At 64.9% G+C, this 21,672-nt stretch carries 18 protein-coding genes and 2 pseudogenes; 7 read left to right on the top strand and 13 right to left on the bottom strand.

What is annotated here, in order from left to right; all coding sequences use genetic code 11:
* Positions 1 to 24: 24 nt before the first annotated feature.
* Both QNO12_RS01455 and QNO12_RS01450 read right to left on the bottom strand, forming a co-directional pair.
* Complete coding sequence (locus tag QNO12_RS01455; protein WP_257503185.1) at positions 25 to 1,530, bottom strand: AMP-binding protein; 1,506 nt, start codon at positions 1,528 to 1,530, stop codon at positions 25 to 27.
* The gene (locus QNO12_RS01450; RefSeq protein WP_257503184.1) at positions 1,512 to 2,483 is read right to left on the bottom strand and encodes a malonyl-CoA decarboxylase domain-containing protein; all 972 of its coding nucleotides are present in this window, start codon (positions 2,481 to 2,483) and stop codon (positions 1,512 to 1,514) included. Before QNO12_RS01450 ends, QNO12_RS01455 begins: the two co-directional genes overlap by 19 nt.
* Before the next feature lie 146 nt (positions 2,484 to 2,629).
* On the opposite strand from QNO12_RS01450, the gene QNO12_RS01445 reads away from it, so the two are divergent.
* The 4 genes from QNO12_RS01445 (at position 2,630) to QNO12_RS01430 (ending at position 6,480) form a co-directional block, all read left to right on the top strand.
* The gene (locus QNO12_RS01445; RefSeq protein WP_257503183.1) at positions 2,630 to 3,745 is read left to right on the top strand and encodes a type 2 periplasmic-binding domain-containing protein; all 1,116 of its coding nucleotides are present in this window, start codon (positions 2,630 to 2,632) and stop codon (positions 3,743 to 3,745) included.
* A 45-nt stretch (positions 3,746 to 3,790) separates the two neighbouring features.
* Positions 3,791 to 5,311: a tripartite tricarboxylate transporter permease gene (locus QNO12_RS01440; RefSeq protein ID WP_257503182.1), complete on the top strand. Its 1,521-nt coding sequence runs from the start codon at positions 3,791 to 3,793 to the stop codon at positions 5,309 to 5,311.
* A 16-nt stretch (positions 5,312 to 5,327) separates the two neighbouring features.
* Positions 5,328 to 5,804, top strand: a complete 477-nt coding sequence (locus QNO12_RS01435) for a hypothetical protein (RefSeq protein WP_257503181.1) — start codon at positions 5,328 to 5,330, stop codon at positions 5,802 to 5,804.
* 181 nt (positions 5,805 to 5,985) lie between these two features.
* The gene (locus QNO12_RS01430) at positions 5,986 to 6,480 is read left to right on the top strand and encodes a hypothetical protein (protein ID WP_257503180.1); all 495 of its coding nucleotides are present in this window, start codon (positions 5,986 to 5,988) and stop codon (positions 6,478 to 6,480) included.
* Between the two features lie 120 nt (positions 6,481 to 6,600).
* Here QNO12_RS01430 and QNO12_RS01425 read toward each other — a convergent pair whose 3' ends face one another.
* On the bottom strand, positions 6,601 to 7,488 hold the full coding sequence (locus tag QNO12_RS01425) for an aminoglycoside phosphotransferase family protein (protein WP_257503179.1): 888 nt from the start codon (positions 7,486 to 7,488) through the stop codon (positions 6,601 to 6,603).
* A gap of 91 nt (positions 7,489 to 7,579) precedes the next feature.
* Between QNO12_RS01425 and QNO12_RS01420 the strand changes: the two genes are divergently transcribed.
* Positions 7,580 to 8,026 (top strand): MmcQ/YjbR family DNA-binding protein, encoded by a 447-nt coding sequence (locus tag QNO12_RS01420; RefSeq protein ID WP_257503178.1) that lies wholly within the window; start codon positions 7,580 to 7,582, stop codon positions 8,024 to 8,026.
* Here the strand turns inward: QNO12_RS01420 and QNO12_RS01415 are convergent.
* Both QNO12_RS01415 and QNO12_RS01410 read right to left on the bottom strand, forming a co-directional pair.
* On the bottom strand, positions 7,968 to 8,678 hold the full coding sequence (locus tag QNO12_RS01415; RefSeq protein WP_257503177.1) for a DUF1345 domain-containing protein: 711 nt from the start codon (positions 8,676 to 8,678) through the stop codon (positions 7,968 to 7,970). The genes QNO12_RS01420 and QNO12_RS01415 overlap by 59 nt on opposite strands.
* A 302-nt stretch (positions 8,679 to 8,980) precedes the next feature.
* Positions 8,981 to 9,823, bottom strand: coding sequence for an alpha/beta fold hydrolase (locus tag QNO12_RS01410; RefSeq protein ID WP_257504100.1), 843 nt, complete (start codon positions 9,821 to 9,823; stop codon positions 8,981 to 8,983).
* Between the two features lie 384 nt (positions 9,824 to 10,207).
* Between QNO12_RS01410 and QNO12_RS01405 the strand changes: the two genes are divergently transcribed.
* Positions 10,208 to 10,585, top strand: coding sequence for a MerR family transcriptional regulator (locus QNO12_RS01405; protein WP_257504099.1), 378 nt, complete (start codon positions 10,208 to 10,210; stop codon positions 10,583 to 10,585).
* A gap of 19 nt (positions 10,586 to 10,604) precedes the next feature.
* Here QNO12_RS01405 and QNO12_RS01400 read toward each other — a convergent pair whose 3' ends face one another.
* The 3 genes from QNO12_RS01400 to QNO12_RS01390 form a co-directional block, all read right to left on the bottom strand.
* Positions 10,605 to 11,069 carry a helix-turn-helix transcriptional regulator gene (locus tag QNO12_RS01400; RefSeq protein ID WP_257504098.1) on the bottom strand — a complete coding sequence of 155 codons (465 nt, stop codon included), beginning with the start codon at positions 11,067 to 11,069 and terminating at the stop codon, positions 10,605 to 10,607.
* 9 nt (positions 11,070 to 11,078) lie between these two features.
* Positions 11,079 to 12,803: a ubiquinone-dependent pyruvate dehydrogenase gene (gene poxB, locus QNO12_RS01395; RefSeq protein ID WP_257504097.1), complete on the bottom strand. Its 1,725-nt coding sequence runs from the start codon at positions 12,801 to 12,803 to the stop codon at positions 11,079 to 11,081.
* A 105-nt stretch (positions 12,804 to 12,908) separates the two neighbouring features.
* Positions 12,909 to 13,133, bottom strand: a complete 225-nt coding sequence (locus QNO12_RS01390; protein WP_257504096.1) for a hypothetical protein — start codon at positions 13,131 to 13,133, stop codon at positions 12,909 to 12,911.
* Between the two features lie 782 nt (positions 13,134 to 13,915).
* Between QNO12_RS01390 and QNO12_RS01385 the strand changes: the two genes are divergently transcribed.
* Positions 13,916 to 14,986 (top strand): alpha/beta hydrolase family protein, encoded by a 1,071-nt coding sequence (locus QNO12_RS01385; RefSeq protein WP_257504095.1) that lies wholly within the window; start codon positions 13,916 to 13,918, stop codon positions 14,984 to 14,986.
* A gap of 515 nt (positions 14,987 to 15,501) precedes the next feature.
* On the opposite strand, the pseudogene QNO12_RS01380 reads toward QNO12_RS01385, so the two are convergent.
* From QNO12_RS01380 to QNO12_RS01365, 5 genes and pseudogenes are all read right to left on the bottom strand, one after another.
* Positions 15,502 to 16,727: pseudogene (locus QNO12_RS01380) on the bottom strand (integrase core domain-containing protein).
* A gap of 724 nt (positions 16,728 to 17,451) precedes the next feature.
* A pseudogene (locus tag QNO12_RS17080) lies at positions 17,452 to 17,567 on the bottom strand (IS3 family transposase); the annotation flags it as partial.
* A gap of 63 nt (positions 17,568 to 17,630) precedes the next feature.
* A complete protein-coding gene (locus QNO12_RS01375) occupies positions 17,631 to 19,253 on the bottom strand; it encodes a class I adenylate-forming enzyme family protein (protein WP_257504022.1) in 1,623 nt (540 codons plus the stop codon).
* 80 nt (positions 19,254 to 19,333) lie between these two features.
* Positions 19,334 to 20,776, bottom strand: coding sequence for an aldehyde dehydrogenase family protein (locus QNO12_RS01370; protein ID WP_257504021.1), 1,443 nt, complete (start codon positions 20,774 to 20,776; stop codon positions 19,334 to 19,336).
* 27 nt (positions 20,777 to 20,803) lie between these two features.
* On the bottom strand, positions 20,804 to 21,589 hold the full coding sequence (locus tag QNO12_RS01365) for an SDR family NAD(P)-dependent oxidoreductase (RefSeq protein ID WP_257504020.1): 786 nt from the start codon (positions 21,587 to 21,589) through the stop codon (positions 20,804 to 20,806).
* Positions 21,590 to 21,672: the final 83 nt, after the last annotated feature.

The following is a 21,672-nucleotide window of genomic DNA, read 5'->3' as shown; positions in this document are numbered from 1 at the left end:
GAGCTCTCGTTGGGGTCTTTTGCGTTACTGCGCGTTGGCTAGATGCGTCGCAGCATCTCGCAGAACCGACTTCTGTACCTTGCCCATGACGTTGCGCGGCAGCGACGGCATGAACATGTAGGCAGCCGGTCGCTTGTACCGGGCGAGCTGGCTCGCCACATCATCAGCGATTTGCTCTTCCCGAATGGCGGCGCCGTCAGCGAGGACGATGGCCGCGATGACGCGCTCGCCGAGATCGTGGTCGGGGATGCCGAAAACAGCACTCTCGGCAACCCCCTCGAGGGCATCGAGCACGGTTTCAACCTCCTTGGGATAGACGTTGTACCCTCCCCGGATGACCAGGTCCTTCTCCCGTCCGACGATATGCAAATAGCCCTCATCATCGATCCGCCCGAGGTCGCCGGTGATGAAGTGACGGTCGGAGGTGAACGCCTCTGCCGTCTTTTCCGGCATTTCCCAGTAGCCCAAGAAGACGTTCGGTCCGGCCACCTGAATCATTCCGATGCCGTTATCGTCTGGATCGGTGATTTGGACGTTGACCCCTGGGAGTGGTCGCCCGACCGTGCCGGGGCGCCGCGCGCCCGCGATCGGGTTCGAGGTCAGCATGGTGGTCTCGGTCATGCCATAGCGTTCGACGATTTCGTGTCCCGTGCTCTCGCGCCACGCATGATGCGTCGCGCTGAGGAGCGGCGCGGAGCCGGAGATGAACAGCCGGACGTGGCTACTGAGGTCTGCAATGTCAGGCACCTCCAAGAGCCTGGTGTAGTACGTCGGAACGCCCATGAGCACGGTCGCATCCGGCAGGCTCGCCGCAACCGCCTGAGCATTGAACGTCGGCAACAGGATCAGGGACGCCTTAGATAGGAACGACACGTTGAGTCCGACGAACAGCCCGTGCGTATGGAAGATCGGGAGCGCGTGAATTAGGACATCCGTGTCGCTATAACCCCATACGTTGCAAAGTGCCCTCGCGTTGGCGCGTAGGTTTCCATGGCTGAGCATGGCGCCCTTCGACCGACCAGTGGTGCCCGAGGTGTACAGGATTGCCGCGAGATCCTCGGATGCACGAGCTGCCACGGCATGCGTCGCGGATTGCGTAAGGGACTCGCTCGCGAGGGTGCCCGCGCCTTCGCTACCAAGACTGAGCACTCGAGCAGGGAGCCCATCGCATATTCGCGTGACTTCCTCGGATCTCGATGGATCGCTCACCACGATGGTCGGCCGAACGTCAGCGATGAAGTACTCCAGCTCCGCACTCGTGTAGGCGGGGTTCAGCGGCACGAAGACACCGCCTGCCCGCAACGTGGCCAGGTAGAGCCCGATCGCTTCCACGCTCTTGTCGGTGATGGCGAGCACCCGTCCACCCGGCACGAGTCCGCACGTTTGCAGAACGTTCGCGTACCGGGCCGAGAGATCGGCAAGATCCTTGTACCCGACAGTTTCTCGGCCGGGTACAGCGATGGCGATGCTTCCCGCCTCAGCGCCGGGGGGGATCAGATCCGCGTACAGGTTTAACTCGGCTGAATGCACAGGTCCTGCCTTTCGTAACGGTAGCTCGCCATCACGCCGAAGGACTGCTTGATGCCGCGAGGACTCTGGTCTGCATTGAGGTGAATGTGTGTGAGCCGCGCGCCGTTTCCAAGGTGGAACCTCGCAACGGGATCGACCGGGCGACCATCGCCTCGCCGAGCCTGCAGGAGGTACTCCTCCGCGCTGCCGCGAAGCTCATCGTCTCCAGTCGATGTGCCGACCTCAAGCACACCGGTGGATGGCTCAGCCATCGATTGCCTCGGAGAGGGTGTCGTGCTTTGGAATTCAGCGCTGGCGGAGAGCCATCCGCGAAAACCCGGAAGGGGCGAAAGGGTGATGAACTGTTCGAGACGGGGTAGCTGGTCCAGAAGTGCTGCGGCCGCTCGTCGGATCAGAAGATCGCCGAACGCGATGCCACGCAACCCGGGCTGAGAGCTCGAGATCGAGTAGAAGACAGCCGTCGTCGCATCCTCCTCCCGAATCGCGATCCGCTCTCGCCCGAGAATCTCGCCAATCGCGCTCACCGGCCTACGAGTCAGTGCGATCTCGGTGAAGATGACCGGTTCGTCAGGCATCGCGGGGTGAAAAAGGCCGAAGCAGCGCCGATCCTCCGGTTGCAGTCGTCGCCTCAGCTCACACCGGTCGGCGATCTCGACGACTGCCTCGTGCCGGACAATGTGGTCCAGCACACTCCCAGGGCTGTCCCAGCCCACGGACCGAAGTTCAAGAGCCGAGGGCGAGAACAACGCGGCTAAGAGCGGGCGAAGATCTTCAGCTGTGACAGCTCCGAACGTCGCGTTGCCACCGCGCTCCAGCAGCTCTTCCCGCATCGCAACAATCGCGCGGACACCATCGCAGTACGCCAGCGGTCGGTTGGCTGCGGGAGGGTGCCCGGCAACGTCCGCATATGCGTCGGGAGACCAGTCCGTCGTATCCGTTCGTTTCTGCTTCATCGCAACGCCTCCAACTGATGTATAGCATTCCACGCGGATTGTATGCAATGCTGACCCCACGCTGACGTCGACGATAGCGAGTCAGCCAGTACATAGCGCCGGAGAGCGCGAACAGGTATTTCCGCACCCCAGGGAGGTTGACGACGATGTCATCAAAAAACCGTGTCCTATTCGGCTGCGCGCTAGGCGCAGCCGCGCTTCTCGCCATCACGGGCTGTGGTGTGACGAACCAGCAGGCCGCCAACGACGACGAAAAAGAGGGGGCGTTCTATGAAGGCCAGAAGATCACCCTGATCGTCCCGTTCGACGCGGGCGGGGCCTCGGACACATTCAGCCGAATGTTCGCCGGCTATCTCTCGGAATACCTAGAAGGCGAGCCTCAGATCGTCGTCCAGAACGTGCCTGGAGGCGGTCAGAAGGAGGGCCTCAACACTTTCGAACGCGCCGACCACGAGGACGGGCTCACACTCGCTATGGCGTCAGGCGGAATCATCGCGTCAACGCTTTTGGACAAGGAAGGTGTGCAGTTCGATCCGATGGACTACGAAACGCTGGTGGCCTTCGGTGGCGGAATGACAATCTTCGGCAGCGTCGCCGCCGGCATCACGTCGCTCGAGGACCTGACCGGACAGGATGCCACTGTCTTCTACGGTGGCATGGAATTGAACGCCTCTGAGTCCGTTCGAGTCTTCGCGCTGGACCAACTGGGCATCCCTTCCTTCAAACCGTTGATGGGCTACGACGGTGGCGGGTCGATCACCACTGCAGTTATGCGTGGGGAATTGAGCGCAGGAAACTCCACATCGTCTCACTATCTGAACAACGTTCTCCCGTTGGAGGAGGACGGAGATATCACTCCCCTCATGACCCAGGGCTATGTAAAGGACGGTGAGGTCGTTCGAGACCCGGCATTCCCCGATCTTCCGACGATGCTCGAGGCCTTCGAGACCCTTACCGGCAAATCCGCCGAAGGGACCGGCTGGGATGTCTACCGCGCCGTGACGACGGCACAAACCAACCTGCTGCGCAACTACTGGATCCACGGAGACGCACCAGACGAAGCGAAGGCCGCGTTGCACGCCGCAGTTGCAAAGGTGGTGGCTGATCCGCAGTTCCTCGAGGAGGCGGGCAAGCTTCTGGGCGAAGCTCCCCCCGTGCTGCTCGGCGAGGAGGCGAACGAATCGCTGGCGGCAGCGATGGACATGTCATCCGACCAGGTCAAATGGGTCGCGGATTACATCAGCGAAGTCTCCACGCGGTGACTGCACTCAGCCAGCGGGCGCGCCACCAACGAAAGGTGATCGTCGGTGTTTGAATCTGCCTTGGAAGCGCTGCAGATGATCTTGAGCTTCGAGCACCTGCTGTGGCTCGTTGTCGGAGTGGGCATCGGGCTGGTTCTCGGCCTCATCCCGGGGCTAGGCGGGATAACCGGGATGGCGGTCCTGCTACCACTGATCGTGGGAATGGATCCTGCGAGCGGCATCGGGATGCTCATCGGCTTGAATGCGGCCACGACAATCGGGGACACGTTCCCGTCCGTGCTTATGGGCGTGCCGGGTACCGCCGCGTCCCAAGCCACGGTGGTCGATGGCTACCCCATGGCCCGAAAGGGTCTCGCCAACGTGGCACTGGGGGCAGCGTTCACGTCCAACATGATCGGCGGCATAATCGGCGCGGTCGCTCTTTTCCTGTTGATACCCGTCGCCCGACCGATCATCGTCGGCATCGGATCGCCACAACTCTTCATGCTTTCGCTACTTGGACTGTGTCTGGTGATCGTCATATCACGTGGCGCGCTGGCACCAGCGCTCATCACCGGATTGTTGGGCATGCTCCTGGCCATGATCGGCAGTGCCAACATGACAGGCGACTACCGCTTCACGGGGGACGTGCTGTATCTGTTCGACGGAATAGATTTGGCGGTGCTTGCCATTGGCCTTTTCGCGATTCCCTCCGTGCTGTCCCTTCTCGTACAGGGGGAATCCGTGGCAAAGAATGCCACGCTCACGAAGGGTGGAGTCCTCCGCGGGGCGAGAGAAGTGTTCCGCCACAAGCGGGTGGTCGTCGGCAACTCCCTCCTCGGTACCGCCTTGGGAATCATCCCAGGGATCGGGGGAAGTGTCATCGACTGGATCGCGTATGGTGCAACAAAACGGCTCGTCAAGAAGGATCGTGACAACTTCGGCAAGGGCGACATCCGCGGTGTCATCGCACCCGAGGCAGCAAACAATGCAAAGGACGGCGGGGTCCTCGTCCCGACGCTGATGTTCGGCATTCCCGGCAGCGCCACCGCCGCGATTCTCCTCGGCGGTCTGGCAACCATGGGCGTCGCGACCGGGCCGACTATCCTGCGACCGGAGAACATCTACCTGATCTTCGTTTTCGTCTGGACCCTGGCCCTGGCGAACGCGCTCGGGGCAATCGCCAGCGCCAGTCTGACGGGACCGCTGAGCAAACTCAGTCTGCTCAAACCATACAGCTACGCCCCCTTCCTGATCATCGTGATGGTCCTGGCCGCGTACCAGTCGGGAATTCACTGGGGAGACATCGCGAGCGTCATCATCCTCGCGATCCTGTCTTGGGGCATGCAAGCCATCAAGTGGCCGCGCCCACCGCTGATCATCGGATTCGTGTTAGGGCAGGGTGCCGAGAACTATCTTTGGATCTCCGTGAGCAGATACGACTGGAGCTGGTTGACCCAGCCCGCCACGATCGTCATCGGGTTGCTGGTCATCGCCACGCTCGTCGCGGGCTTCGCAAACGGGTCCGGCAAACTCTGGAGCATTACCAAGTCGATCTGGACCAGAGAGAAGGTGAACAGTGCCTAACCTCAGCGTTATCCGCGTGATCTCGACGGGAGTCGTCTTCATCGTCTTCACCGCAGCGGCAATACTGGCGCTGGGCGCGATCGCCAGTCCCACGTACTGGTTCCCCGCCTTCATTGCCGTGGGGGGTGCCCTTGCATCAGGGTACGGGTTCGGCCGGGACTTGCGAAAAGTGATGGCGGGTGAATCCGTCGTCGACGGCGAGGTGACGGATCTCGGCGCATCGGTCACCGACGGTGAAGTCCTGGACTCGTCGGTCATACGCCGACGAGTTCTGGTCTGGGTTCTGTGGCTGATCGCGTTGCCAGCACTGGCCCTCGTGGTTCCGTTCTTCTACGCGTCCCTGCTTTGGCTGGTCGCGGTGCTTCGCTTCTCCGGGGGTCGAAGCTGGATATACATCGCGATATCCGTGGTCAGCTTCGGGGTGGTCCTGAATCTTCTGATCGTGCTGCTGGCAATCCACGTTCCGCCGGCATTGCTGACTGGATGGGGATAATGGCACCCCGCGAATGTGGTCAAGCGGCAGGTCGCGTGTGCGCAGTGCAAAGCGGGAGGGATCTGCTCCTCACGGCGAACATGACGTAGGGTCATGGATGTCTGCGGTTCGGTCCGCAGACATGGTGAGCCGGGAAGTCTGGTCGGCACGTTCGTTCGTGACGCCGACCAGAGGAAATGCCATGACTGCAGACATCATCGTTCGAGGCGACCAGCTTCCTGTCCTCGTTCCGCTGGCCGTCGCCCAAGCCGCTGGATCGGTGTTACCGACGGCGATGGTGTGGAGCGTTGACCTCGCCGCCGAATCATCACGCCGTTCCGCGCAGAAGCGGCTCCGCCGGATATGCGCTGAGCTCGGCGAGTACGCCGCCGCCCAACCACGCCTGAATCACCTGTTCGTCGTCTACACGCACGGGGGCGCGCTGCGTGAGGGGACCTGCTTGTCCACGGCTGGTCAGGCCGCCACGCGACTGCACGCAACCATTGAGCGAAGCCGCGGCCGATCCCTGGATGTCATCGCTTTGGACGTCACCGGCTGGGAAGACGGCGAGTTGCTCCGCGATCGGATCATCGAAGCCGCTGAAACTCCGGCCGGCACCGCAGCCGAGATCGCGCTCGGGTGGCACGACATCACGCAGGACTCGATCCGGGTGGCGGCCGCCAAGCAGTACTACTGAGCGCACGTTCGGCGCGACGGCATTCGAAGCCGGTGGCGTAGGCGGACACCAGCGCAGGGCGCAACCTTCGCGATAGCGACCTCCCTTCGCCCCGCGGCATCCGTCAGTGATCGGCGATGCTCATCTGCTTCTCAGCAGCTGGTCCAGCACGTGGTCGGCCAGGGCGCGCTGCTGCGCCGGGATGTTGGTGAGCATGATCAGCGCCTTCCACAACGCCCAGCCCTGCCCGCGCATCCAGGTCGCGTCGTCCACCGCCAGCTCCCGCCGGAACACGGCGCGCGCTTCACCGGTGAAGAAGGTCCACAGGATGACTGTGTCGCACGCCGGATCACCCACCGCCGCGCATCCGAAATCGATCACCGCGCCCAGGTGGCCGTCGCGCATGAGCAGGTTGTTGAGGGACACGTCGCCGTGCACCCAGCCCGGCTCGCCGGTGGATCGCGCGTCCAGGGCATCGCGCCAGAGCGCCTGCGCGTCCGCGCGTCGCGCACCCTGGAGGCGGGCGAACAGATCTCCCATCTCGTCGTCCCAGTGCTGCAGGGGACCACCGCGGAAGGCGCTGTGCTGCCCCGGCCTGGGTGCTCCCGTCGTGTCGGCGTGCCGGAGCGCGACCAGGAACTCGGCCAGCGCGGCGGCCAGTCCCACTGGATCGTCGATGCTCACGCGCGCGGCGGGCTCACCGGCCAGCCAGCTGTAGATCGACCAGGGAGCGGGAAAGTCCCGGCTCGGGCGGCCCGAGCCGTGCACGACGGGGATCGGCAGCGGTACCGCCGGAGCAAGACGCGGCAGCCACTGTTGCTCCTTCTGCACCTGTGCCACATAGCCGGGTGCGCTGGGCAACCGCACCACCAGGTCCCCGCCGAGCCGGAACATGCGGTGGTCGTTGCCGCCGCGCTCGACGAACGTGAGCGAAAGCTGCGCCCACTGCGGGAACTGCTCGCGCACCAGCATCCTGACGAGCTTCTCGTCGATGCGGGCAGCGTCGACGGCCGAGGGCTCGGATGCCATCCGGTCACTGTACCGAAGCCACCCGGCTGCGGCGCGTGCCGACCCCCACCCGGTGGCACTGCTGTCGTGGGTGCGGCGTAGGGTCGGGTTCGTGGCGGACCTCGACGACCTGCGACGCATCGCGTCCGCACTTCCCGGCTCCGAGGAGCGCGACACGACCGGGGGCACGGCATGGTTCGTGCGCGGCAAGCTCTACGCGTGGGAGTGCCACCCATGGCCCAGCATCCCGCCGGACATTCGTGCCGTGATCTCCGCCGAACTGGTGGTCGGAGTGAAAGTGGCCGATCGGCTGGACGCGCTCGCCCTGGTCGAGATGGCTCCCGAGGTGTTCCTGCGCACGACCACGACGTGGGGCGAGCCGAAGGTGGCGTTCCGAATGCGCGGCATCGACCCGGATCATCTCACCGAACTGGTGACCGAGGCCTGGCGGGTGCAGGCGCCGAAGTATCTCCGGGCGGAACGGGACGACACGGCACCGGTCAGCCGACCAGACCCCCCAGCAGAAGCGACACCACCATCGCCACGATCACCGAGTTGAACGTGAACGCGAACAGGACGTTCGTGCGCACCAGCGACCAGGCAGGGCGCGTGCGGATTGTCGCCGAGACGGTCGCCGCCATCGTGGAGACCAGCACCGCCAGCGTCAGATAATCGCCGAACCGGGCGTGCCCGTCCACCGCGACGTCGACGTGCTGCACCTGGGGGTCACCCGCCTCCAGCCGCAGATACTGCAGCGCGAACGAATACACCATCAGCGCCCACGAGGCGGCCACGCACAGCAGGCCCAGCGCGACGTACAGCAGGTCGCTGCGGTACGCGGGATTCTGGGCGATGATGACGGTCACGAGCACCGCGACGAGGGCGGCCGTCAGTGTCCAACTGGACGCGCCGCCGTAGCCCAGGAGCGTCGACCACCAGTGACGCCGGGACTCGCTCTCCCGCTGTGCACGGACGCCCAGTTCCCACGAGCTGTGCGCCGCGTACGCAGCATGGGTCCAGACGAGGTAGATCGCCGCGAACGACGGCCAGGCGAACAGATAGACGCTGATGCCCAGGAAGATCAGGTCCATGCGGGCCAGCTCACCATTGATCGCGGCGATGGCCAGCGCGCCCCCCACGCCGATGAGTGCTGACAGCAGGGAGCTCCAGTTCGCTCGCGCCGTGTCGCTGAGGTGTCGGGTGGTGACCATTGAACTGAGTCTAGAGTCGCGGTCTGGCCCGGGTCCTAGACGGGTTTCATCTCGTAACCCACTCGTGAGTGGGGTCAGGAAGACCGGCAGCTGATCCGCGTGGGTGCGGATGCCGATCTCCGGACGACTTTCCCGCGAGGCCGTAGACCGCCCCCCCCCCCCCCCCCCCCCCCCCCCCCCGCCAGGATCTCCGGCCAACCCGGCGCAGTGGACGCTGCGAGCCTCGTTGAAGACGCCCTACTCCGCGCATTCACGACACGTCCGTCCTCTCGAGCGCCGGGGTCACTTCTCGAGCGCCGGGGTCACTTCGCGAGGAAGGCGGTCAGCGCGCTGTTGACTTCGTCCGCGTGCGTCCACAGCAGTCCGTGCGGAGCCCCCTCGATCTCCACATAGTCGGCAGCCGGCACTGCCAGGCGGAAGCGGCGGGCAGTCGCGTCGATCGGGAGGATGCCGTCCTTCGTGCCGTGCAGGATGAGCGTGGGCTTACCCGCCGCGCGCACGGCCTCGACGTCGCCGCGGAAGTCCTCGATCCACGACGAGACGACCGCGTGGGCGGCAACCGGCGCGCTGCCGGCGGCGACGTTCCAGCTCGCGGTCACGGCCTGCTCGCTGATGAGTGAGCCGAGGTTTTCGTCGAGGTTGTAGAAGTTGTCGAAGAAGTCGCTGAACCAGGCGAAGCGGTCAGCCTGGGCAGCGGCCTCGATGCCGTCGAAGACCTCCTGAGGCACACCCTCGGGGTTGTCGTCGCGCTGGACGAGGAAGGGTTGCAGCGAGGCGAGGAAGGCGAGCTTGGCGACGCGCTCGTGTCCATAGCGGCCGACGTAGCGGGCGAGCTCCCCGGTGCCCATCGAGAATCCGACCAGCACGACGTCGCGCAGGTCGAGCGTCTCGAGCACGGTGTTGAGGTCAGCCGCAAAAGTGTCGTAATCGTAGCCGGTGGTCACCTTGGACGACCCGCCGAACCCGCGGCGGTCGTACGTGATGACACGGTAGCCCTGGGCGAGCAGTCGGCGGGCCTGACGTTCCCAGCTGTGCCCGTTGAGCGGATAGCCGTGGATCAGGACGACTGGTCGGCCTGCTCCCTGGTCTTCGTAGTACAACTCGATGGGGGCGCTGTTCTCGCTTCCGACGGTGATGTAGCCCATGATGCGGGTCCTTTCGATTCCGGGGCGGCGGCGGGGCAGCCGACACGAGTCAGCAGACACTGTGTTGCCGGAACCGGGTCAAGCGCTCCCGGCCTCTCGACGCCGTATCGGCTCGTCAGACATGCCAGGCCGGCACCACGCGCCACGCCTGCGGGGCCTGGCCTGCCGCTGCCACCCTCGGGTTCGCCGACTACCTGATCAAGCTCGCGTTGCCCCCGGCGGAGACGCGGTGCACCCTGTGATCGAGGACGCGGAAGCGGTGTGGCGTTCCGCATACTCACCGCATCGCTTGACCCTGTGCCCGGCACAGGGCGTTGAATGAGGTCCGATTCTCACGCGCGGACGCACCGCAGACATGTCCGCCGAATGAAAAGGGACCGCCTCATGGGATGGAGCACACGGGAGGTCGCGGATCTCGCCGGCACCACCGTCAACGCCGTGCGCCATTACCACCGCGTCGGGATCCTCGACGTGCCAGACCGGATGTCGAACGGTTACAAGCAGTATCAGGTGGGCCACCTTGTGCGGCTGCTGCAGATTCGGCGCCTCCGGGCGCTCGGAGTACCGCTCGAACAGATCGCGCATGTCGGCGGACGCGGTGACGCATCGCCAGAGGCGCTCGCGGAGATCGTCGCCGACCTGTCCCTGAGCATCGAACGGCTGCAGCGTGCCCGAGCGGAGATCGCGGCGATCCTTCAAAGATCGTCCGCGACCGACGTCCCGAGCCGATCGCAGGGTCGACACGTGCACACTGACAGATGAATCGCTCCGAACCTGGGGTTCAGGGGAGCCGCATCTCCCTGAGTTGGCGCCGAGAGGTGACGCCGAGCTTGCGGAAGATGTTGCGCAGGTCAGCCTCGATCGTCCGAGGACTCAGGAAGAGCTGCACACCGACCTCCCGGGATGTCGCGCCCGTCGCGACCAGTCGAGCGATCTGCAATTCGTGGTCAGTGAGTGCGGTCGCCGGCGAAGCGGTGCGCGTTCGCGGATACTCGCCTGTCGCGCGCAACTCCCGGGCGGTGCGTTCGGCGAACGCCTCGGCGCCCATAGTCGACGGCAACTCGTGCGCGACCCGCAGCTGTTCCCGGGCATCTTGGCGCCGCCCTTCCCGGCGGAGCCACTCCCCGTACGCGAGGTGCGGGCGGGCGCGATTGCCCGTCATCCCCGACGCCCGGATTCGAGCGATCGCCTCGAGGTACTGCTCTTCGGCAGTGGATCCTGAGGTCCTCGCTATGCCCCCAGACACTCCGCTTTCCTAGAGGAATTGGCGCCAGTTCGCGCGTGCGAGATCGAGGAGTTCGTCGCCTCGACCCGACATGACGGTGCGGATCGCGTACAGCGCGAAGCCCCTGACCTGCGCGGCCTCGATCGCCGGCGGCATGGACAGCTCCTGGCGTTCGGTGACGACATCCAGCAGTGCGGGTCCGTCGTGCTCCAGCACCTGGCGGACGGCGTCCGGCAGGTCCTTGCTGTTCTCGACGCGGCGGGCGAAGATGCCCATGGCCTCAGCGATCGCGGCGAAACTCGGGTTCGTGAGCTCGGTGCCGTAGGTCACGAACCCAGCGGCCTTCATCTCCAGCTCTACGAAGTTCAGCGACGAATTGTTCACCACGATGGTCTTGACCGGGAGGTGGTTCTGCGTAAGTGTCAGCAGCTCGCCCAGCATCATCGCCAGGCCGCCGTCGCCCGCGAGGGCGATCACTTGGCGGTCAGGATGTGACACCTGGGCACCGATGCCGTGCAACAGGGCGTTCGCCATGGATCCGTGCGTGAACGATCCAATCAGGCGCCGGTTCTCGGTCATCGAGAAGTAGCGGGCGGCCCACACCGTGGGAGAGCCGACGTCCGCGGTGAAGACCGCATCATCCGCCGCCTGCTCGTTCAACAGTCTGGCGAGGTACTGCGGGTGGATCGGCCGGCCCGCCTTGGTTGGGGTGGCGAGGTCATCGAGCTTCGCCCTCGTCTTGCGGTAGTGGGCGGTCGCGTCGTCGAGGTGTTCTCGGTCGCTCTTCTCAGCGAGCCGCGGCAGCAGGGCTTCGGCCGTCGCGCGGACGTCACCGACGAGTCCGAGATCGAGGGGATGCCGCTTCCCCAGCTGCGCGCCCCGGATGTCGACCTGGATCGTCGTCGCGTGCTCCGGGTAGAACTGCTCGTAGGGGAAGTCGCTACCCAGCACCAGAAGGGTGTCGGCCGACTCCATGGCCCGGTATCCGGATGCGAACCCGAGAAGACCCGTCATACCGACATCGAAGGGATTGTCGTATTCGATGAACTCCTTACCGCGCAGTGCGTGCACGATCGGCGCGCAGAGCCGGTCGGCCAGGGCGATGACCTCGTCGTGCGCTCCCTCAACGCCGGCACCGGCGAGGATCGTGATCTTCTTCGCGGCGTTCAGCAGTGTGGCCGCGCGCTCGAGCTCGCCGCCGCTCGGCACGATCACCGGACGAGTGCGCTCGATGACCACCGCGCGATCGTCCGCGACCTCCGACAGGGCGATGTCACCAGGGATGACCAGCACCGCGACTCCGCGCAGCTCGATCGCCGCACGCATCGCGATCTCGAGCAGGCGCGGCATCTGCTTCGGATCGGCGACGTACTCGACGTAGACGCTGCACTCGCGGAAAAGCTCCTGCGGGTGCGTCTCCTGGAAGTACCCGGTGCCGATCTCGCTCGTCGGGATATGAGCGGCGACGGCGAGCACCGGCACCCGCGAGCGGTTGGCGTCATAGAGACCATTGATCAGGTGCAGGTTCCCGGGCCCGCACGAGCCCGCCACCACGGCGAGGTCTCCTGTGAGCGCTGCATCCGCCGCGGCCGCGAAGGCCGCAGACTCCTCGTGCCTCACGTGCACCCAACGGACGCTGCCGTCCTTACGAAGTGCGTCGGTGAACCCGTTTAGGGAGTCACCCGGAAGACCGTAGACGTGGTCGATACCGTTGGCGCGGAGGGTCTTGACGATGTTCGTTGCGACAGTGGCCATGGGCAGTTGATCCTCTGGGTGAGTGTGGTGCAGCTGTACGAACCGAGCAAAAACCGTGTGCCAGCCACCAGGTCAAGCGCAAGCGTGCGTTTGGATCCCAGGACATCAGTCGGGCGAGCGATACTGAACCGAGCCGCTCGACATCAAACTCTCCGGAAGGATCGCGCTGCCGCCACGATCGCTTAGCTTGTGCGTACTCGACGGCAGTTCAAGATTCCAGCTGCGGATCCCGGGCAGGGGTGGCCATCGTGACTCCGTCTGGACCAGCTTCTTGACCTTGATGCCAGCCACGGCCGTATCGATCGCGGTCGCACGCGTCAGCCCGACCATGCCACCTTCGCCGCGTGGTACGCAACGTCGCCGCCGTATGCATCGACAGGTCCTGGCACCGATGACACGTTCACGATTCGCCCGCAGCCCGCAGCCCGCAGCCCGCAGCCCTGTGAACGCTGTCGCGCGGGGGTGGACCGCCACGGCATCCGCATCCGAACACGAACGTGTCATGGGCGCGGCCACTCCGGTCCGCCGATCCGGCTCCCCCGACGAGGTCTTCACCGCGTAGTGAAGTGTGCCCGGCATGTCTGCCTCTTCCTGAAACTGGTCGTGTGCCGCCGGATCCGCAGATGAGGCGCCCACGTGCAGTGTCGTGGCACGGGCGCGGTGCCCGCTTGAGTCAATCGACTCCATCTACGCGCGACGGCCACGGCGCTGCCCCGATGACTGGCGATGACGGGCGTCCCTGGGAGGTGCGCTGTGTCGCCAAGCAAGGAAGGTTCCCTCAGCGTCCCCGTACATCCAGGCGGCCAGCGGGGCCGGTCCATGAGGTTGGTTCCGGTTTCGGTCGAGTGAGAGGGAGAACCTCGCAGACGATCGCGCTCCGTGGTGTCTGCGGACCAGGGTCGTTCCCTCGCCCGCACGGTCGCCCAGTATGGTGGTTCGCGGAAGCAGGATTTCAGTTTCCCTGTCCCGTCTTCCTGTGGGGTATGCCCTGCAGCGCTGTCGTCTTGGAGGTTGGATTGGGCAAACCCGAGCACGCAGCGCCGAGACATCGCCGGCGTCGCTGGCCCTGGATTGTCGGTGCTTCGGTCGCGATCGCCGCGCTCGCCTCCGCAGTGGTCATCCCCCTTCTCAGCGCGCAGGCGCTCCTGGTCCCGCACCACGACATGACGACGGCGGCAGGCGAGGTGATCTCAGTCACCGATGGCGAGGTCACCCTTTCCAAGACCGACGCCGGCCAGCGGGTTGGCACGTATGGGCTCGTGTGGGACACCGCGGCGGGCCCGCAGTCCGGGTCCGCGATCGTCGGTCCGGTTTCCGCCTCGACCGGCACCACGGTCACCCGGCCGATCTCGGGGATTGTCGGTGATCTGCCGGTAGGCACCACGGTGCTTCTCAACCCGAACGTGTGGAACACCGATCCCGCCGCGGCACTGGGCATCCCGTTTACGACCGTCGACATCGAAGGCGAGCTTGGCGTGATGCCCGCGTGGCAGGTCGACGGGACCGGATCGACCTGGGTGCTGTTCGTCCATGGGATCGACGGTCTCCGTCAGAGCGCGCTGCGGCCGCTGTCGACGATCGTGGATGCCGACCTGCCCGCGTTGATCATCAGCTACCGGAACGACGCGGGGTCACCGCCCAGCCCGAACGGGCTCTTCGCGCTCGGTGAGACGGAGTGGCGCGACCTGGAAGCCGCCGCGCAGTATGCGGTCGGGCAGGGAGCAACGCAGTTCGTGCTGTACGGGGACTCGATGGGCGGCAGCATCGTGACCCAGTTCATGCACCAGTCCGAGTACGCGGACCAAGTCGTCGGCATGGTGCTCGACGCGCCCGTCCTCAACTGGTCCGGAGTGCTTCAGCACCAGGCCGACCGCCTCCACCTCGGGGCCTTCAGCGGCCTTGTGCAGCTTGCGGTGAGCCGGCGGGGCGGCATCGATCTCGGGGTGCTCAACGAACTGGACCAGACGGAGACCTTCGAACGGCTCCCGATCCTGCTCTTCCAGGGACTCGCAGATCCGCTCGTGCCGCCGAGCGAGAGCCAGCAGTTCGCGGACTCGCTCCCCGACGCGCAGTACGTCCCGGTGCCGGACGCGGGCCACATCCAAAGTTGGAATGTCGACCCGCAGTCTTACGAATCAAAACTGACCGCATTCCTCCAGAAGTTCACCCCCGCGGCAAAGTGAAGGCGCCCGACCGTTCCATAGGGCAGCCACCCCGCTGGGATATCACCTCACCGCGCGGCGCGACCGTGACCGAGCCGTGGCCGACTCCGGCAGCACGATCGATCCTGTTGAGCATGCGGCATTTCTACCGTTGATGACTGGGTCCGGTAGCCCTGTTGAGTGAGCCCTGAGTCAACCCCCTCGGCTGATGCCAGCGATCGACGCCTCCCCTGGGCAAGTGAAAGCCCCGCGATCCCAGTGTTTACAAGGGATCGCGGGGCTTCGACGCTGGCGGTGACGGTGGGATTTGAACCCAAAGAGGTTGGGTCCTCCTCGTTCCTGATCGGTCAGAAACCGCGGAATCACGCCGTTCTGGGCCGGGTGGAAGCTTGGCCGGACTCGGTTCAATGGGCCCCGATCGCCGTCGCTTGTGGGCAGGATGTGGGCACGGCCTCGACTGCGCCCAACCAGTCCGCTGTGATGTATCAGGACATCCCTGACGAATCTGCATCAGGACATCTCTGACAGTCGATGTATCAGGACATCTCTGACGATCGGCTCGTCCGAGGGCCGCGGGGTCGGCGGTTGCAGACGTAGGTGACGCCGGGCTTGGGCCATGGGTGCTCGATGATGAGGGTGCCTTGCAGGTCGAAGATCATCACCGTCTTTCCGGCGTCCATGACGCAGACCCGGTGCCCGCCGAGAGCGCGGCCGATGCCGAACTTGATGCCGCGGAACTCGACCGAGCCGCTGTCTTGCACGATCCTGACCCGGATGTCGTCGGTGACGGCCGGAGGCGGAATCGGCGCCGCGGGTCGAGGAGGATCGACGGTGGGTATCGCGTCCCACGCCTGCTGCGGCGTGATCCGTCCGGGCAGTGCTTGGTGAGGACCCTCGACGTTATAGATGGCGTCGAACGCGTCGACCTGGGCCTGCAGCCGTTCGAGGTTCTCGGCGAGTGGCTGCTTGTCGAGGTAGCGGAACAGGGTCTGGTGGAACCGCTCGTTCTTGCCTTGGGTAGTCGGCTTGTACGGCTTTCCGGTGATCGGCTCGACGCCCAAGGATCGCAGGTAGGCGACGAGCTGTCCGAGCACGCCGCGTCGGGATGGATTCAACGCGGCGCCGTTGTCCGAGAGCAGCCGCTGCGGAACCCCCCAGGTCGCGACGCCCTTCTTTACGACAACGATCGCGCCCTCGGAAGTCTCCCCCCACGCAACGTGGGAAGCGACGGCGAGACGCGAATGGTCGTCGATGAGCTGGAAGATCACGCATTTGCGGCCGCCGGTGAGGACGTATTCGGTCGCGTCGAGCTGCCAGCATGCGTTCGGCGCGGGATAGACGAACCGGCGGAACGCGGCCCTCGGCTTCTTCCGCGGCTCGATCTTCGCCACCCCGGCGTCCCGAAAGATCCGCGCCAACGACGCCGTCGACGGAACGGGCTCCATCCCGAGCGACCGCATCTTCTCGTGCACGCTGATCGGCCCATGATCCAAACCGGACTGCTCCAACGCCGCACGCACCGCAACCGCATGAGCGGCGATCCCGTCGCTCAGCTTGCCAGGGCTGCGGTTCGGACGCCTCGACCGCGGCTCCAACGCCGCCGCCGGCCCGTCGGCCGCGGCTCTTCTCCGGATCGCGTAGAACGTCTCCCTCGAGATCCCGTGCTCCGAACAGAAGGTCGTCACCGACCCACGCGGCGCATCCGGCGGCCACTGTGCGATCGCGAGGCGGACACGGGATCAACAGGCTCGACACGGCTCATACCTCACACATAGAGGTAGAAGTGTCAGGACCAAACGACACCGAAGCGTCAGAGAACTATTGATTCGGAACCGTCAGGGATGTCCTGATAGATCACACCAGAGAGCCCGATCGACTGCTCCGTTCCGACGCCGCCGGCGTCGAGCTATCCCCGTTATACATCCCTCATATTGCCGACGTCAGCAGGGGTTCGTGAGCGGAGTCGGAGGGATTTGAACTCTGGCGCAGCGACATTTCCTCGCCCGCATCTGGGCGAGTTCCCTCGATGAGCGCTACTTGAGATTCCCCAAGCCCGGCGAGATGTGTAATGTGTGCTTCGTCTGTTCTCAGGTTGTTCTCACCGACGTCGCCTGCGAAGAGTCACCGATAACTGACGGCTGCTGGCGTTTCAGGGCACAGGGTCAGAAGTTGACGAGGTCGAGTCGAAGGTACCGGCGCGGACAGGCCGGTGAGCGGGACGGACTCTATGGGTATCACCGAGTCGGCTACCAGGAGTACGAAGACTTCGACCATGCGGCCTGGGTCAGTGCAACTCGGGCATGGCTGAAGAAGGGATGCATGAGTAGGCGAGAGTGTCTGTGGGTCGGCGTCCGTTGAGTTGATTTCACGCCGGTTTGACGTTTCGTTGCTGTTCACGGCGTCAGCAGATTCGCTTGATCGTTTCCCACCCGCCTTCTCACTTGCGACACCCGCAGCGCTATCTGGATGTGCCGACCCCTTTGGTAGGTCCGGCGGTTGCGTGAGTCTTGGGTGCCATTCGATGGCTGCTTTGCCGAGGGTAGTCGGCGAGCGGCAGGTACCCGAGCGATGAGTGCCGGCGGTCGTGGTTGTACTCGCTCTTCAGTCGCGGATCACGACGGCACTCGGACCAGACGCGGGCACACCGCACCAACATAGGGAGCACTCAGGATCGTCGGCGCTCCGAGCGTTCAGCGAGCCACTCCGCCATCGTCACGATGCTGCGGTCGCCCGAGACGGCGGAACTTGCTATCTCTCTGAGCTGTTGACGGTCGCGCTTGCCGGTAATGCCGAGCGGCAGCCGATCAATGATGTAGATCTCGCGCGGAACCTTCACACGCGCAATGCGCGTCTCGAGATTCTCGTAGATGATATCGACGGACGGGCGCTGGTCCGCTGCTGTGACGACGAAGGCGATGAGCGCCTCGCCGAAATCGTCGTCTGGGACGCCGACCACGACGACGTCCTCGATGCCGGGGAGCTCGGCGATCGCGGTTTCCACCTCGGAGAGCGAGACAGGCGAGCCCTCGCGCAATATCACGTCCTCCATTCGACCAACCATGAAGTAGAAGCCGTCTGGATCGCGCCACAGATAGTCTCCGCTCCGATACCATCCATCGGCGGTGACGCGCATCTCCGTCAGCGACTGCTCCCGCCAGTAGGAGAGCATCGAGCCGCGTCCCCTCAACCAGGCCTCGCCGACTGCGCCTACCGGAACGTCCGCTCCGTCTGCGTCCACGAGACGGATCTCGCTGCCCTCCAGGATTCTACCTGCGGTGCCCCGCGGGGCCGAGGCATCTCGGATCGGATCTACCGCCAGCACAGGCGCGACCTCGGTGGCAGCGTAGGCCTGCAAGGGACGGATGCCGGTGAAGTGCTCGACGAGCTCGACAATCGGCTGCACGATCGATTCACCACCGATGTAGAGATGGCGCAGAGAGGACAAATCGAAATGCCCCTCCTGCAATTCGCCGACCATCCGTGAGTACATGTCCATCGTGCCCGCCAGAATTGCTACCCCGTGACGTTGGATGGCGGGCAGCAACGGCTCAGCGTCACGAGCGGACTGCAGGACGATCGTCGATCCGGCAGACAGCGCGCTCAGGCCCACGGTCGTTAGGCCGTACACCCATGAGAGTGGCAGCGGAACGAGGACGTGATCCCCAGGGCGGAAGTCCCAGACGTCGGTGTACGTCTCCGCGTTCCAGATCTCCGTCTCATGCGACCGCGTGACAGGCGCGGGGGTGCGCGACGTACTTCCAGAGGTATAGGTGATGAGAGCCGGCGCGTCGGCGGGAAGATCCAGGAAAGCCGCCACCGGATGACCTGGCGCCGTGTAATCCTCGTCCTCCGGCCACTCGTCCAGCCGAAGGATCGCGGCGCCGACTTGGATGCGGGCGCCCGACTTCGCCAGGGCGCGGACGGAGTGCTCATCCCCCACGATTACGCGCGGAGAACTGTTGGCGATCGCGTAATCGAGGTCGGACGGGCGGAACCCGACGTGCGCCGGTGTGAACACCGCGCCCAGTCGGGCGCTCGCCAGGTACACCACGAAGTGCGCGGGCGAGTTGTCCGCGAAGATCATCACCCGATCTCCGACCGTCACCCCCGACCTCCGCAGGAGTGCGGCGACACGTGTGCTCTCGTCCCACAGATCGCGATAGGACAGGGAGCAACCCCCCATGAGGATCGCCGTCCTGTCACCCCTGAGCCTTGCGTTCCTATAGAAGAGCTCCGCGAGGTTCGCCACAGTTCGTCCGTTCTCTGCTGCTATGAGATCGATTCGCATCCGCGTTCGGATGGTTGCGAACGCGGCTCAAACTGTCTGATCACGGAATTATCACACACTGCGCGAGCGGCCTGCCAAGCTCAGACTGTTCCCCAGGCCACGTAGTTGGTCTTCACCGTTGTGTAGAACTCTCGAGCGTACGTGCCCTGCTCCCGCGGTCCGTACGAGCTCCGAGCGCGGCCCCCGAATGGGACGTGGTAGTCGACCCCGGCCGTCGGCACGTTCACCATGACCATCCCGGCCTTGGATCTGCGCTGGAAATCGGCTGCCTTCGCCAAGGAAGTGGTGACGATCCCAGACGAGAGGCCGAACTCGGTATCATTCGCGAGGGCAACTGCCTCGTCATGATCACGGCTCTTTACGATCGACACCACGGGCCCGAACACCTCTTCGGTGTTGATCCAATCCGCCTGATGGGTCCCGATCACTGCAGCGGGTCGCATGTAGAAGCCTGGCCGGGATGCCCCCACGAGTTCGCCACCGATCACCTGACCCGAATCGGCTGCGGCTCGTCGGAGTGCCAGCTGGTTCTGCTCAAGCTGACGGCCGTCGACGACTGGGCCCATCTGCGTTCGCGGGTCGCGGGCGTCGCCAACCACCAGCGCCGACATCCGGACAGTGAGCGCCTCCACGAACGCGTCATGGATTCTCTCGTCGACGATGAAGCGTTCGGCGGCCGTGCAGCGCTGCCCGGTGGAACCGAAGCTGCCCTCCACGGCAACCGAGACCGCGATTTCGAGGTCGGCGTCGTCGCTGATGATGAGGGGATTCTTGCCACCCATCTCCAGCTGCACACGAGCCTGGTGGCTCTGCGTCGCCTCCAGTACTCGAGCCCCGGTCGGAACGGAACCCGTGAACGAGACCGCTGCCACGCGGGGATCGCGCGTGATGGCGTCGCCCACCACGCTTCCCTGACCCATCGTGAGATTCAGCACGCCGGCAGGCAGCCCCGCTCCCACCAGAATATCCACGAGTTCCCAAGCGCTCGCAGGAACGAGATCGGCGGGCTTGAAAACGACCGTGTTGCCATACGCGAGAGCAGGAATGATTTTCCACGCCGGGATCGCAAGTGGGAAGTTCCATGGGGTGATGACACCCACCACTCCGACCGGCTCGCGAACCACGTCGATTTTCACACCGGGTCGGATCGAGTGGACGACCTCGCCGACGGGCATCAGCGCCTGCGCGGCGTGATATCGGATCACGCGCACAGTTCGGTCGACCTCTCCGCGGGCCTCGCCGATCGTCTTGCCCTCCTCGCGCGCCAACAGGTCAGCCAGCTCTTCTTGGCGCGCCCGCACCTCTGAAGCTGCGGTCTCGAGGATGTCGGCGCGTGCCTGTCCCGTAGTGACCGACCAGCCGGCGAAGGCCTCTGCGGCCGCGCCGATGGCGTCGGAGACCTGTGCCGCGTCTGCACGCGCGTAGTGTCCGACGACATCGTCGGTGTCAGAGGGATTGATGTTGGGTACCGCGTCGGGTCCCTCGACCCAGCGTCCGGCGATGTGATTGCTGCGGATGGTCATAGCTGAATCCTCTGTGCGGTGTTCCGGTCAGACCAGGGATCGGCCGCCGTCGACGTAGACGACCTGCCCTGTGATAAAGGCCGCTCGGGGCGATAGGAGGAAGGCCACAAGATCAGCCACCTCGTCGGGAGCGCCCAGACGTCCGGCAGGCACGAGTGACTCCAATTGGGCACGGTTGTCGTCCTTCGCGAGGTGACCAGCTGTCAGAGGAGTTTCGATGTATCCCGGAGCGACGGCGTTGGCCTGCACACCCCTCGCAGCCCATTCGCGGGCCATCGAACGCATTAGCTGATTAAGTCCCCCCTTCGATGCCGCATAGATGCTGTGGTTCGGGTGGGCGAGCAGACCCGCGACGGAAGACAGGAAAACCAGCCTTCCCGAGCCCGCCTCGCACATGGTCCGTCCCGCGGCTTGGCCTGTCCAGAACGCCGTCGACAGATTGGTGTCGATGAGCCGCGACCAGTCGTCATCGTTCAAGTCCAGCACCGGCCGGCGGTCATTGACGCCGACAGCGTGGACGAAGCCTTCCAGCCCGCCGAGCCTCTGGGACGCCTCGACGACGGCACGCCGCGCGTCGCCGGCAACTGTGAGATCGACCGCGTACTGCACCAATTCGCCGGGCATCCCTGCTTGTTCCTGTGCGACCTGCTCGAGCCGCTCTGCACTAAGGTCCAGGAGAGCCACGCGCGCCCCGTTCGTCCGTAGCGTATGGGTGATCGCGGCACCGAGCCCACCCGCGCCGACGACGAGGACGGGTCGGCCGTCCAACCCCAGCCAGGACTTGCTGATCTGCGGCTGTGCAATCCTGCTCACGCGCGGTTCCTTTCATCGATGCTCACGTCGCGCGAACACCGATTCGGGCGCGCCGTGCGATCACGCTATTCGGCTCGTGAACC

The sequence above is a fragment of the Microbacterium sp. zg-B185 genome, from assembly GCF_030246885.1.
Taxonomy (GTDB): domain Bacteria; phylum Actinomycetota; class Actinomycetes; order Actinomycetales; family Microbacteriaceae; genus Microbacterium.
This window is presented reverse-complemented; position numbering and strand designations above follow the sequence as displayed.

Excerpts from the sequence above, each read along its gene's own strand:
- QNO12_RS01450 (WP_257503184.1), bottom strand. The coding sequence starts at position 2,483 with ATGAAGCAGAAACGAACGGATACGACGGACTGGTCTCCCGACGCATAT.
- QNO12_RS01445 (WP_257503183.1), top strand. The coding sequence starts at position 2,630 with ATGTCATCAAAAAACCGTGTCCTATTCGGCTGCGCGCTAGGCGCAGCC.
- QNO12_RS01430 (WP_257503180.1), top strand. The coding sequence starts at position 5,986 with ATGACTGCAGACATCATCGTTCGAGGCGACCAGCTTCCTGTCCTCGTT.
- QNO12_RS01425 (WP_257503179.1), bottom strand. The coding sequence starts at position 7,488 with ATGGCATCCGAGCCCTCGGCCGTCGACGCTGCCCGCATCGACGAGAAG.
- QNO12_RS01415 (WP_257503177.1), bottom strand. The coding sequence starts at position 8,678 with ATGGTCACCACCCGACACCTCAGCGACACGGCGCGAGCGAACTGGAGC.
- QNO12_RS01410 (WP_257504100.1), bottom strand. The coding sequence starts at position 9,823 with ATGGGCTACATCACCGTCGGAAGCGAGAACAGCGCCCCCATCGAGTTG.
- QNO12_RS01405 (WP_257504099.1), top strand. The coding sequence starts at position 10,208 with ATGGGATGGAGCACACGGGAGGTCGCGGATCTCGCCGGCACCACCGTC.
- poxB (WP_257504097.1), bottom strand. The coding sequence starts at position 12,803 with ATGGCCACTGTCGCAACGAACATCGTCAAGACCCTCCGCGCCAACGGT.
- QNO12_RS01390 (WP_257504096.1), bottom strand. The coding sequence starts at position 13,133 with ATGGTCGGGCTGACGCGTGCGACCGCGATCGATACGGCCGTGGCTGGC.
- QNO12_RS01375 (WP_257504022.1), bottom strand. The coding sequence starts at position 19,253 with ATGCGAATCGATCTCATAGCAGCAGAGAACGGACGAACTGTGGCGAAC.
- QNO12_RS01370 (WP_257504021.1), bottom strand. The coding sequence starts at position 20,776 with ATGACCATCCGCAGCAATCACATCGCCGGACGCTGGGTCGAGGGACCC.